Origin of the sequence: Streptomyces sp. SID3343 (assembly GCF_009865215.1) — a bacterium.
GTDB lineage: Bacteria > Actinomycetota > Actinomycetes > Streptomycetales > Streptomycetaceae > Embleya.
Window position 1 is genome coordinate 1 of record NZ_WWJX01000505.1, and the last position, 11,881, is coordinate 11,881.

Genomic DNA, 11,881 nt, shown 5'->3' on the forward strand with positions numbered 1-11,881 from the left:
AACGCGGCGACCCGTTCGGCGGTCGCGGCGGGCGGCCCGTCGGCGGCGAGCACGAGCGCGCGCAGGTGGAACAGCAGACGCAGCGCGTGGTCGGCGTTCGCGTCCGGGGCCGGCCACTCCCCCGCCGGAATCGGCTCACCGACCGCGGGCCCACCACGCCGCGCTCGATACAGCCGCCCCCATCGATTCATCCGAGTCATCCGTCGTCGTCTCCCGTCCCCGCAAGAGCACGAACCCTACGCCCGACCGGAGCTCCCCGAGCGCCCCGGCACCGGGCACCGAGCGGCGGCGACGGCGATGAACGGCCCCGGCCGGGCTCAACTGGCCAGCGACTCCGCGCGCAACGCGTCCAGCAACCGCTGGGCCTTGGCCGCGACGTCGGCCGGACCGTGCTCGATCGCGGGGCCGCACCAGTGCTCGGCGTCCGCCAGGTCGCCGCGGTGCAGCGCGAGCACCACCAGCCGCAACGCCGCCCGCCCGTGCCCGCCCCGCGCCGCGACCGTCAGCCACGGCTCGGCCCCGTCGGGGTCGCCGTGTCGCAGGTGCAACAGCGCGAGGTTCCACGCGCCGGACACGCTGCCCGCCTGTGCCGCGACCCGAAACCGCCGAGCCGCCGCCTTGTCGTCACCGCGCCGCGCACACGAGACCCCGCACCGCAGCGCCGCCGTGACGTGCCCGGCGTCGGCCGCCACGCCGTACCACCGCTCGGCCTGCTCGACCTCGCCCGCCTGTCCCAGCATCGCCCCGAGCCGAAACGCGGCCGTCGGCCGCTCCGCCCGCGCCGCGACCTCGTAGGCGCGGGCCGCCCCCTCCGCGTCGCCGCGCCGCTCCAGCAGCAGACCCATCTGCAACGCCGCGTCCGGGTGCCCCGCCTCCGCGGCCCGGCTCCAGCAGCCCTCCGCGTCGTCGTCGTGCCCCTCGCGCGCGTGCAGGATGCCGAGGTTGTACGCGCCGTCCACGCTGCCCGCCTCGGCCGCCCGCGCGAACCATATCCGCGCCTCTTCCTCGTCCCCGCGCTCCAGGAGCAGCCCCGCGAGCGCGTTCGCCGCATCGCCGTGCCCCGCGTAGGCGGCCATCCGGAACCAGCGCTCGGCGCCCACACCGTCCTCGTGCTCGGCGTGCAACAGGCCGAGATTGAAGGCGCCGTTGCACTCTCCCTGAGCTGCCGCCCGCTCGTACCACAGCGCCGCCTCGTTGGAGCGCCCTTTCGCGGCGAACCACGCCCCGAGCGCGTTGGCGGCCGTGCCGTCGCCGGCCTCCGCCGCGACCTGCCACCACTGCGCGGCCTGGGCGGCGTCGCCCGCGTCCTGGAGCAGGAAGCCCAGCGCCCGCGCGCCCTCGGCGTCGCCCTCCTCGGCGGCGAGCCGATACCAGGCCATCGCCTCCGCGGTGTCGCCCGAGCGCTCCAGCGACGTCGCGAGCCGCACCGCGGCCCGCACGTGCCCGCACGAGGCCGCGCGCAGGAACCACGCCGACGCGGACCGCTCGTCGTCGCGCTCCTGTCCCATCCGACCGAGCCGGTAGGCCGCTTCGGGGTGGCCCGCCTCGGCCGCGCGCCGATACCACCGCTCGGCGCCCGGCCGGCCGGTCAGCTCGAAGAACTCGCCCAACGTGAGCGCCGCCCGCACGTGCCCCGACTCGGCCGCGTTGCGCAGCCAGTAGACGCCTTGCTCGGCAAGGTCGTTGTAGTCGTTGTAGGTGCCCACGCTCGCGCCCGGGCCGCCCTCCGCGCGCGTCTCGTCGGCGCGGTCGAGCAGCAGCGCGCCGAGTGAGAAGGCCGCGATCCGGCTGCCCGCCTCGGCCGCGCGATGCCACCAGCGCGACGCCTCGTCGACCCGCCCCTGACGGTGCATCAGCACCCCGAGGTTGGTCGCGGCGCCGCGGTGGCCGGCCTCGGCCGCGTGGCGCAACAGGTCGACCGCCTCGTCCTGTTCGCCGCGCTCCAGCAGCATGAGCGCGAGCGAGTTGGCCGCGGAGGGGCTGCGTCCGGCCCGCTCGCGGTAGCGGCGTTCGAGTTCGGCCGATTCGTGCCGGTCGAGCGCCTCGTGCCCGTCGACGCTGCCGCCGGGGCCGCGCCGACGCGGGCGGAAGGGGACCAGGACCGCGTAGTCGTCGGGGTGCGCGGGTGTGGACGCACTCGCCCGGCCGCGATCGAGGACCACGGTTTCGGGCCCTTCGGGTACGGCTTCGTAGACGTCCGACTCCGACGGCGGGCCCTCGCCCGACCGTCCGCGATGTCCCTTCCACGCCCCCATGGGTCCATCGTGGCACCTCGGGACGCATCCATGCAGTCGCGATTCGGCAACGACGGGGCCGCTGCGAGCCTCGAAGACGCCGCGAAGTCGCCTCGAAACGAGGGCTCGGCGCACCACGGCCGGCGACACGTCCCGATAACGCACGAATGGCCCGGTCCCAGGGACCAGGCCATTCGTTGTGGTAGCGGGGACAGGATTTGAACCTGCGACCTCTGGGTTATGAGCCCAGCGAGCTACCGAGCTGCTCCACCCCGCGTCGGTGAACACGACTCTACGACAGAGGCGAGGGCCAGGCAAATCACGGCCGACCGGCCGACCTCGCGGCAGGCGGGGCGATCACGCGACAGCCACTCACGGACCGCCCGCCACGCGCTCGCCCGCGCAGTGCGCGAACGTCGGCCGGATTCAGACCTTGGAGTGAACGTCCTGCAGCTCCCCAGATTTCGAAAGCTGTCCCCTTTGACCCCGATAACCCCAGGATGCCCGGCAGTTCGTTTGCGCCACAACAGGGTTGCCGGCCATTCGGGGACACGATCCGGTCTCGACACGGGTCGGGAAGCCGTCACGGCGCGCCCCCGATGGGGTACGGTCTGCGTCGTGGTCATATCAGGATTGGACCATCCGAGCCAGCCGCGCCGAGTCCCGGTTCCGCCGATGGACGCAGGCCGAAGCGGCATGGGCGAGCGCCTCGACCGGCACCTCGCCCTCATCGGCCTTGCCTCCACGCAGGAGACGGCCAACAGCCTCGAATCGACCGCGATCATCAAGAGTCTGGTCGGGCGTACCGAGCACGGCACGCACCGCCTGTCGCGCGTCACCCTGATGGCCCCGCTGCGTGCCAAGCGCCGCCGTCAGATCGCGCTCTAGCCCTCCCGCCGTCCCGCTCGGCACGTACGCCCATCCACAACAGGACGCGCATCGACCCGAGCGGGCCACGCCCGGCAGGGCTCCCGAAGGTCACGGCACACGCGAAAGGCCCGGTTCGTGAGAACCGGGCCTTTCGCGTACTACCCAAGTAGCGGGGACAGGATTTGAACCTGCGACCTCTGGGTTATGAGCCCAGCGAGCTACCGAACTGCTCCACCCCGCGATGCGTTGTGTCTTGAGCTTACGGGACCGGGACCCGCACACCAAATCGACAACGCGACAGGCCCGCCCCCCGAAGGGGACGGGCCTGCGTATCGCGTGGGCTGCCCGGCGCTACGGCTTCGTCGACGCCGGCGGCGCCGAGGGCGGAGTCGAGGCCGGTGGGGTTCCCGCGGGTGGAGTACCCGGGGTCCCCGCAGGCGGTGTGCCCGGAGTGCCGGCGGGCGGGGTGCCCGTCGCCGGGGTCCCGGTGGCCGCCTCGGCCGCGATGGCCCGGTTGATCGCGTCCTGGACGCGCTTCTGCGCCTCGCCGTACTTGGCGAAGTCTCCGGCCCGCATGGCCGCGTCGGCGTCCTTGAGGGCCTGGCCGGCCTCCGCGAGCGCCTGCTTGACCGTCGGGTTCTCCACCGGTGGCGTCGTCGTCGGTGGCGTTCCGGTGGTCGGCGGCGGGGTGGTGGTGTCCGGCGGTGTCGTCGACGGCTGGGCCTTGAACACCGACGCGAGCGCCAGGTCCAAGGTGTCCTCGAAGGCGATGTTGCCGCCGTACGAGACCAGCACCTTCTGCAACACCGGGTACGAGTTGGCGGACGTCGCCTGGACGTACACCGGCTCGACGTAGAGCATCCCGTTCCCGACGGGCAGGCTCAGCAGGTTGCCGTAGACGACCTGCGTGTCACCGCCCTTGAGGATGTTCAACAGGTTCGCGACTCCGGCGCTCGCCTTGAACTGGTTCTGCATCTGGTCCGGGCCGAGAATCGCCGTCTCCGGGGGCAGGGTCAGGAGTCTGACCCGGCCGAAGCCCGGTGATCCGGGTTCGGAGTCGACCGCCATGAACGCGGCCAGGTTCTGCCGGTCCTTGGGCACGAACGTGCTGGTGAGCTGGAACGACTGGGCGTCGTCCACCGGCCCGCCGGGTGCCTGCGGCATCTTCATCGACAGGTAGTACGGCGGCTGGTCGCCCATCCCCGCCTGACGACCGGACGGGTCCTTGGGGACCTTCCAGAAGTCGGAGCCGTTGAAGAAGGTCCGCGGGTCCGTGACGTGGTAGCGGGTCAACAGGTCCCGCTGCACCTTGAACAGGTCCTGCGGGTAGCGCAGGTGCTCCATCAGCGCCGGCGGGATCGAGGTCTTCTTCTTGACCGTGCCCGGGAACGCCTTCATCCAGGTCTTCAGGACCGGGTCCTGGGTGTCCCATTGGTAGAGGCTCACGGTGCCGTCGTAGGCGTCCACCGTGGCCTTGACCGAGTTGCGGATGTAGTTGACGTTGCCCGTCTGGCCCACCGCGCCGCGGGCGCGGTCTCCTGCGTTGAGCGAGTCCGCGGTCGCGTCGCCCAGCGTCGTGCGAGTCGCGTACGGATAACCGTTGCTGGTCGTGTACGCGTCCACGATCCACTGCACCTTGCCGTCTATCACGGCCGGATACGGGTCGCCGTCGATGGTCAGCCACGGGGCGACCGCCTCGACGCGCTCCTTGGGCGTGCGGTTGTACAGGATCCGCGAATCCTTGTTGATCGTGTCGGAGAGCAGGATGTTGCCCTCCTTGAACTTCGTCGCGTACAGCAGCTTGTTGAACGTGCCACCGATCGGCACGCCGCCCTTGCCGGTGTACGTGTACGTCGCCTGTCCCGCCGCGTCCCTCGTCGGGTAGTCCACCTCGGTGCTCTGGGAGCCCTTGGGGCCACCCACGATCGAGTACTCGGTGGTCTGCTCGCCGAAGTAGATCCGCGGCTGGTAGGGGCCGAGCGGACTCGGCTTGCCCTTCTCCTCGGCGTCCGTGCGGATGTCGCCCTCGATGTAGACGGGCTTGCCCTCGGGGGCGCCGGTGACCTTCGTGCCCTCGGCCGCGACCACGCCGTACCCGTGGGTGTACTTGGTGTGGTCGTTGACCCAGTTGTGCGACTGGCTGCCCTTGGGGTTCAGCTCGCGCAACGCGATGACGGTGTCCTGCGTCTTGCCGCCGATCACGTAGCGGTCGACGTCGAGCGTCGTGGCGAACCCGTAGTACTGGCGCAGCTGCTGCATCTGCTGGAACGTCGGCGAGACGATGTTCGGGTCGAGCAGGCGGATGCTGGCCGCGTTGACGGCCTGGTCCTTGAGCTCGGGCTTGACCTCGACGCTGCCGATGTACGACTCGGCCTTGACGTCGTCGATGTCGTACGCGTCGCGCGTCGCCTGGATGTTGCGCTCGATGTACTTGGCTTCCTTGGCCTGCTGGTTCGGCTTGACCTGGAAGCGCTCGACGATCGCCGGGTACAGCCCGCCGATGAGCACGGCCGACAGCACCATCAGGCCGAAGCCGATGATCGGCAGGGCCCACGTGCGGCGGAAGACGTTGACGAAGAACAGCACCGCGCAGATGAGCGCGACGATGAACAAAATCGTCTTGGCCGGCAATACCGCGTGGGCGTCGGTGTACCGCAGGCCGGTGAATTGCGAGGCCTGCTTGAAATCACCCGACGAGATCGCGAGCGAATACCGGTCGAGCCAGTACGCGACGGCCTTGAACAGCACGAAAAGCCCGAGCAGCACCGACAGGTGCGCCTGCGCCGCGGGGGTGGCCCGCGAACCCGGGCTCTGTACGCGAAGTCCGCCGTACAGGTAGTGCGTGATCACCGCGAGGACGAGGCCGACGACGACCGCGACGAACGCGAAATTGATCAGGAACCGGTAGAACGGCAGGTCGAACGCATAGAACGACACGTCCTTGTGGAACTGCGGGTCCTTGACCCCGAACGAGACCCCGTTCACGAACTGGAGCCACGTACGCCACTGCCCCGACGCCGAGGTACCGGCGATGATGCCGATGATGATCGAGAGACCGATCAACAACCACGTACGGAACGGCGTGATGGCCGAGCGGTAGCGGTCGAGGCTTTGCTGTTCGAGCGACATTCCCCGGAATGCGGGTCGCAGTCGATAGGCGATGTAGACGTTCACGCCGACGGCCACGGCCATGAGCAGACCGAACACCAGGAACAACCCGATGCGCGTCCACAGCTTGGTCGTGAATACGTTTCCGTAGCCGACCGACTTGTACCAGAGCCAATCCGTCCAGAAATTCGCGAACAGCACCCACGCGACAACGATCACCACGAGGATGGCCAGCGTCAGGAGCAGGGTTCTGGACCTGCGGGACGGAGCTCCCATTCTGATCCGGCGACCACCTGGGTCACCTCGTTCGGGCATCTGAAAAACCAAGGGTGCGCACCTCGATCATTACCTGGACGCGCCCGGTCGGCGCTCGATGGGTCAACTTACCGAGACAAGGGGTGGTTCCCCACATACGCGGCCGATACAGGGTCGTGATCCCGCGCGCGGGAAAGACGGGAAGATGGGGGCATGACCGTTGCACTCACCCAGGCCGTCCTCGAAATCGAACGTCACGTCTCGGCCTACGGCTGGGACCAGCAGGCTCGCCTCTACGCGCTGGTGGACACCGCGGAGCTGGCCCGTACCGAGCCCGACCTCGCGGCCCAGATCGGCCTGTCCGCCGATCGTGACGCCCCCATCGACACCCTCACTCCGATCGAGCAGGAGGAGGTCCCGGAGAACACTCCGATCGACGAGTTCCTGGCGAGCATCGCGTGGCCCGAGGCCGTGCTCGGCTGCGCGCTCGTGGTCGAGCGGCTGATGCTGCCGCCGCAGGCCGAGGCGGACATGCCCACGGTCGGCAGTCAGCGCGAGATTCACGACTGGGTCGCGACGCACCCGCAGCGGCAGGAGGTCCGGCTCGCGGTCGGCGTGCTGCGCGACGGATCGCGCGAGTCGGCGGTGCGGCTTCGGGACAAGGACGACGACTCCGAGGTGCTGTCGGGCGCGGACCTGGTGCCCGGGTTGGCCGAGGCACTGTTGGCGACGTTCGGCGACGGCGACGGCGACGAGGGCTAGTCGACGCCGGGACGGTCCGTACCGGTCACGCATGACATTCCGTCAGCGCGCCCTGACCGGTGCGGATCGTCTTGAGCGCGTCGAGCGCGTCCCGGAGCGAGTCGACCCGCACGAGGGTGAGCCCGTCGGGCTTGGCCTGGGCGGCCGCGGCGCAGTTGGACTCGGGCGTGAGGAAGTACTTGGCGCCCTTGTCGCGGGCACCGATGGTCTTCATCTGGATGCCGCCGATCGGACCGACCTTGCCGTCGTTGTCGATCGTGCCGGTGCCGGCCACGAACTTGCCGCCGGTGAGGTCTTCGGGGGTGAGCTTGTCGACGATGCCGAGCGCGAACATCAGTCCCGCGCTCGGGCCGCCCACGTCCTCGAGGTGGATCTCCACCTTGAACGGGAACGTGGGCATCTCGCCGGGCGTGATGCCCACCAGCGGCCGGCCGTCGTCCTCGGCCGCGCGCGTGATCACCGTGACGTCGCGCCGGGTGCCGCGGGCCTCGGCCGGGTCCACGGTGAGCGTGACCGGGTCGCCCGCCTTGCGCTTGGTGATCGCCGGCGCGACGTCCTCCGGCTTGGTGACCGGGGTGCCGTCGACGGCCAGGATCACGTCACCTGCGTGCAGTTTGCCGAGCGCGGGCGCGTCCTTGGACACGGTCGCGACTATCGGGAGCATGTCCACCGTGAAGCCCGACGCCCGCAGCGCGGCGACCTTGGCGTGCTCCTGCGAGGAGCTGAACTCCTCGGCGTTCTCCCGCTCGACCTCGGCCGCGGACTTGTCGTCCGGATACAGGGACTTCTTGAGGACGACGTCGTTGTCGCCCTTGACCCAGCCGGCCAGCGCGTCGAGCAGCGGCATGTCGTAGCTCTTGTTGGTGACCGACACCGTGGTCATGTTCAGGTGACCACTGGTGGGATATGTCTGCTGACCCTCGATCTCGATGACCGGCTTGCCGTCGTGGTCGCCCAGCGTGTTGTACGTGGGGCCGGGGCTGAGCTCGGCATAGGGCACCGGAGACAGGACGACGGCACAGGCCAAGGCCAGCAGCAGGAGCCCGGAGACGACCAGTGTGGCGGTGCGGCGCGACATGCGCCCGACCCTACGGCACCCGGATTCCCGCGGTGTGGGCCGGTCCTTCACGGGCTTTCGCCGGGCGGTTCCAGGAGCGTTTCGGGCGCGTGGTCGTCGGTCTTCTCGTAACCCAGGGGGTCCGCGTCGCGGACCCGGCCGAACACCGCGGTCCACGCCTCGTAGTCGGCCATCGAGTCGTGCATGCTCGGCGTTCGATCGGAGCGGCAGGTCCACCACGCCCACGTCGCCGCGATCACCAGGGCGATGCCCGGAATCGCCCACCACCATGCGATCGACGCCATGACATGCCCCGTCCGCGCGAGGAGAGAGTTGACGTCCTAAATCATATGTATGTGGGGTTGATGGTGCATTTCGCACTCGTGGGTTTTCCGGGCCGCGTGAGGGCGGCGGTGCCCGGGCCGAGATGCACCGGGGGCGCCGATGCGGTCAGCAGGCGCCGACCCAGTCCGAGTCGCCGTCCACGAAGTGTTGGAGTTTCCAGATCGGCACGTCGTGCTTGAGCTCGTCGATCAGCCGCCGACACGCGGCGAAGGCCTCGGCGCGGTGCGGGCACGACACCGCGACCACGACCGCGAGGTCGCCGATGTCCAACCGGCCCACCCGGTGGACCGCGGCCATCGCACGCACGGGCAGGTCGGCCGCGATCTTTTCCATCACGCGGCGCAGTTCGGCCTGGGCCGACGGGTGCGCGGAGTATTCGAGCGAGGTGACCGAGCGTCCGCCGTCGGCGTCACGGACCGTACCGACGAACAGGCTCGTACCGCCGGCCGAGGCGTCCCCGACGGCGGTGAAAACCTCGTCGACGGACAACGGCGTGTCGCGGATCTCGGCGATGCGGATGACGTCCATACCGGGCAGTATCGCGCGCGCGGCACGGCGCGCAGGCGTCGCGGTCCTCTTGGGCCGCGGATGTCGCGCACTGCGCCGAAACGGTCACGGAACCGATCGCGGTCCGCACCCCGGTCGTCGGTCCGAGGCCCCCGCCCGAGACACCCGCCCGAGACCTCGGTCCGAAACCTTGGCGGGAGAGCCGGGTGGGCGGGCCCGGCCCGCACCGCGGGCCTCGTCGCGGACGGGTCAAAAGCCGCGTCGGCGACGCCGCACCTTGCGTACGATCGCAGCCGTGCCCACGAGGGCCACCGTCGCGCCCGCCGCGCCGAGTGTGGTCGCGTCCTTGCGGCCGAGGCGGCGCGCGACCAGCGTGTGCCGACCCTCGACGTCCTCCAGGAGCACCGCGAACGCGAGTTCGTTGGTCCACTGCGGGCGCCAGCCGGCGTCGCGCAGGCGCTCGGAGGAGACCACCCAGCCGTGCATCGTGTAGGCAAGGTCCCCGGCCGGGGCGGGCGTGATACCCAGGCGGTGCAGCCGTTCGGCGGTACCCAGGGCGAGCGAGGCGGGCAGTTCCATGCGGCGCATGCCCGACAGTTCCTCGATCTCCTCCTGTTCGAGCCAGCCCTCGGAACCGACGGTGACGACGCCCTCGACCTTGCCCAAGGCGGCGTATTCGAGGGCCGACGCGAGGTCGTCCAGGTGACAGAACTGCCAGCGGGGTTGCCCGCCGGACACCACGAGCAGCCGGGGCGCCTCGAAGTGCCTGGTCATCACGCTGTCGGCCTCGGGGCCGCCGACCAGGGTCGCGGGGCGGACCACGGTGACCTTGACGTGCGGGTGGGCGCGCGGGGTGCGCTCGGCGAGTTCCTCGATCTCCAGCAGGTCGCCGACCAGGGACGCGTCGGCGGTCGCGCGCAGCGGCGCGTCCTCGGCGAGCGGTACGTCGTTGTCCGGCAACGCGCCGTAGACCATGGCCGACGTGCACAGCACGACCCTGGGCACGCGCGAAGCCGCGGCGGCGGTCAGCACGGTCTGCGTACCGCGCACGTTTCGGGCCCCTCGGGCGCGAGGCTCGGAGTCGAGCGACATGTCGAGCGCGAGGTGCACCACCACGTCGACGCCCTCCAGGCGTCCCGCGAGCGCGGGATCGCGGACGTCCATGATCCGCCACTGCGCGCCGGGAATGTCGCCGCGCCGCTCGTCGATCGCGATCAGCCGTTTGACCTGGTCGTTCGCGGCCAAAAGCGAGGCGACACGGTGGCCCAGACCGGAGGCGGCGCCGGTGACCGCGACCACCGGGCGCACCTTGGGTGCACCCTTGTCGGGTGACTTCGCGGCGGTCGGCTCGGCCTGCGGGTCCGAGCCTTCGCTCGTGCTCTCCCGCCCGCTCCGCCCAGAGCGAACGCGTGGGGGCTGGGAACTCACTGGCGGTCTCCCGTGGTTAGTTTGGTACGAGCGGTTCGTCAAGAAAGGTACGCGCGACTGCTTGCCTTTCCTGTCAGTGTCCGCGATCCATCCTGCCGGAGGTGCTGTTGTGATCTTCACGCCAGGCGCGAATCGGCGCTGCGGCGGTGTCGCCTCCGGCCGGGACGGCGGGCAGGCCCAGCGAGACGAGGTAACCGTGAGTCAGCATTCGATGGTCGGCAACGAGCGCGCCGCGCACGTGCACAACGTAGAGGGGCCCCACCATGGCTGACTTCCCCTTCGGCTTCGGCAAGCCCTCGGGCGACGACGATCCCGACCGCCCCGGCGGCGGTTCGGGTGATGCGGGCGGCCCCGGGTCCAACAACCCGTTCGGCTTCGGCGGGCCCGCCGGTGATCCGAACAACCCCTTCGGCGCGCTTTTCGGCCAGATGAACCAGGCCGATCTCGGCGCCGCCTTCCAGCAGCTGGGCAAGCTGCTGTCCTACGAGGGCGGGCCGGTCAACTGGGACCTCGCGCGTGACATCGCCCGCCAAACGGTCGCGCAGCAGGGCGACGCGTCGATCGGCGCGGTCGAGCGCGGGGGCGTCGAGGAGGCCGTGCGGCTCGCGGAGCTGTGGCTCGACGAGGCGACCTCGCTGCCCTCCGGCGTGAGCACGACTGCGGCGTGGAGTCGGTCGGAGTGGATCGAGGCGACGCTGCCCCAGTGGCGCGAGCTGGTCGAGCCGCTCGCGACCCGGGTCGTCGCCGCGATGGGCGAGATGATGCCCGAGGAGATGCAGAGCATGGCCGGGCCGCTGCTCGGCATGATGCGCGGCATGGGCGGCGCGATGTTCGGCGCCCAGGTCGGTCAGGCGCTCGGCGCGCTCGCGGGCGAGGTGGTCGGTTCGACCGACATCGGGCTGCCGATCGGCCCTGCGGGCAAGGCGGCGCTGTTGCCGGCCAACCTCACCGCGTTCGGCGAGGGTCTGTCGGTGCCGCAGGACGAGGTGCGGCTGTACCTGGCCCTGCGCGAGGCGGCGCACCAGCGCCTGTTCGCACACGTGCCGTGGCTGCGTCAGCACCTGTTCGGCGCCGTCGAGGCGTACGCGCGGGGCATCAAGGTCGACATGAGCCGCCTGGAGGAAGCCGCGGGGCGGATCGACCCGAGCAACCCCGAGGCGTTGCAGGAGGCCTTCTCACAGGGCCTGTTCGAGCCCGAGGAGACGCCGGAGCAAAAGACCGCGCTCTCGCGCCTGGAGACGGCGCTGGCGCTCGTGGAGGGCTGGGTCGACGCGGTCGTGCACAGCGCCGCCGCGCCGCGCCTGCCGTCGGCGGG

At 70.6% G+C, this 11,881-nt stretch carries 11 protein-coding genes and 2 tRNA genes; 3 read left to right on the forward strand and 10 right to left on the reverse strand.

What is annotated here, in order from left to right; genetic code table 11:
- From GT354_RS15985 to GT354_RS15995, 3 genes are all read right to left on the reverse strand, one after another.
- Positions 1 to 191: hypothetical protein (locus tag GT354_RS15985; RefSeq protein WP_161356982.1), on the reverse strand; the 191-nt coding region annotated here is incomplete at its 3' end.
- Between the two features lie 126 nt (positions 192 to 317).
- Positions 318 to 2,255, reverse strand: a complete 1,938-nt coding sequence (locus GT354_RS15990; RefSeq protein ID WP_161356983.1) for a tetratricopeptide repeat protein — start codon at positions 2,253 to 2,255, stop codon at positions 318 to 320.
- Positions 2,256 to 2,434: 179 nt separating this feature from the next.
- Positions 2,435 to 2,511, reverse strand: a tRNA-Met gene (locus tag GT354_RS15995).
- A gap of 398 nt (positions 2,512 to 2,909) precedes the next feature.
- On the opposite strand from GT354_RS15995, the gene GT354_RS16000 reads away from it, so the two are divergent.
- On the forward strand, positions 2,910 to 3,122 hold the full coding sequence (locus tag GT354_RS16000; protein WP_161356984.1) for a hypothetical protein: 213 nt from the start codon (positions 2,910 to 2,912) through the stop codon (positions 3,120 to 3,122).
- Positions 3,123 to 3,271: 149 nt separating this feature from the next.
- Here GT354_RS16000 and GT354_RS16005 read toward each other — a convergent pair.
- Together GT354_RS16005 and GT354_RS16010 are read right to left on the reverse strand one after the other, a co-directional pair.
- Positions 3,272 to 3,345 (reverse strand) — tRNA-Met (locus tag GT354_RS16005).
- Between the two features lie 110 nt (positions 3,346 to 3,455).
- Positions 3,456 to 6,527 (reverse strand): UPF0182 family protein, encoded by a 3,072-nt coding sequence (locus tag GT354_RS16010; protein ID WP_161356985.1) that lies wholly within the window; start codon positions 6,525 to 6,527, stop codon positions 3,456 to 3,458.
- Positions 6,528 to 6,680: 153 nt separating this feature from the next.
- Between GT354_RS16010 and GT354_RS16015 the strand changes: the two genes are divergently transcribed.
- Positions 6,681 to 7,229: a PPA1309 family protein gene (locus GT354_RS16015; RefSeq protein ID WP_161356986.1), complete on the forward strand. Its 549-nt coding sequence runs from the start codon at positions 6,681 to 6,683 to the stop codon at positions 7,227 to 7,229.
- 25 nt (positions 7,230 to 7,254) lie between these two features.
- Here GT354_RS16015 and GT354_RS16020 read toward each other — a convergent pair whose 3' ends face one another.
- From GT354_RS16020 to GT354_RS16040, 5 genes are all read right to left on the reverse strand, one after another.
- Complete coding sequence (locus GT354_RS16020; RefSeq protein WP_161356987.1) at positions 7,255 to 8,307, reverse strand: PDZ domain-containing protein; 1,053 nt, start codon at positions 8,305 to 8,307, stop codon at positions 7,255 to 7,257.
- A gap of 47 nt (positions 8,308 to 8,354) precedes the next feature.
- A complete protein-coding gene (locus tag GT354_RS16025) occupies positions 8,355 to 8,591 on the reverse strand; it encodes a hypothetical protein (protein WP_161356988.1) in 237 nt (78 codons plus the stop codon).
- A gap of 145 nt (positions 8,592 to 8,736) precedes the next feature.
- Positions 8,737 to 9,159, reverse strand: a complete 423-nt coding sequence (locus GT354_RS16030; protein ID WP_161356989.1) for a molybdenum cofactor biosynthesis protein MoaE — start codon at positions 9,157 to 9,159, stop codon at positions 8,737 to 8,739.
- Between the two features lie 228 nt (positions 9,160 to 9,387).
- Positions 9,388 to 10,566, reverse strand: coding sequence for an NAD-dependent epimerase/dehydratase family protein (locus GT354_RS16035; protein WP_346012047.1), 1,179 nt, complete (start codon positions 10,564 to 10,566; stop codon positions 9,388 to 9,390).
- A 73-nt stretch (positions 10,567 to 10,639) separates the two neighbouring features.
- Positions 10,640 to 10,804 carry a hypothetical protein gene (locus GT354_RS16040; RefSeq protein ID WP_161356990.1) on the reverse strand — a complete coding sequence of 55 codons (165 nt, stop codon included), beginning with the start codon at positions 10,802 to 10,804 and terminating at the stop codon, positions 10,640 to 10,642.
- Between the two features lie 25 nt (positions 10,805 to 10,829).
- Between GT354_RS16040 and GT354_RS16045 the strand changes: the two genes are divergently transcribed.
- Positions 10,830 to 11,881 (forward strand): zinc-dependent metalloprotease (locus tag GT354_RS16045; protein WP_161356991.1); only part of this gene is annotated, 1,052 nt, incomplete at its 3' end.

Coding starts and splice junctions, on each gene's coding strand:
- GT354_RS15990 (WP_161356983.1), bottom strand. CDS start 2,255: ATGGGGGCGTGGAAGGGACATCGCGGACGGTCGGGCGAGGGCCCGCCG.
- GT354_RS16000 (WP_161356984.1), top strand. CDS start 2,910: ATGGACGCAGGCCGAAGCGGCATGGGCGAGCGCCTCGACCGGCACCTC.
- GT354_RS16010 (WP_161356985.1), bottom strand. CDS start 6,527: ATGCCCGAACGAGGTGACCCAGGTGGTCGCCGGATCAGAATGGGAGCT.
- GT354_RS16015 (WP_161356986.1), top strand. CDS start 6,681: ATGACCGTTGCACTCACCCAGGCCGTCCTCGAAATCGAACGTCACGTC.
- GT354_RS16020 (WP_161356987.1), bottom strand. CDS start 8,307: ATGTCGCGCCGCACCGCCACACTGGTCGTCTCCGGGCTCCTGCTGCTG.
- GT354_RS16025 (WP_161356988.1), bottom strand. CDS start 8,591: ATGGCGTCGATCGCATGGTGGTGGGCGATTCCGGGCATCGCCCTGGTG.
- GT354_RS16030 (WP_161356989.1), bottom strand. CDS start 9,159: ATGGACGTCATCCGCATCGCCGAGATCCGCGACACGCCGTTGTCCGTC.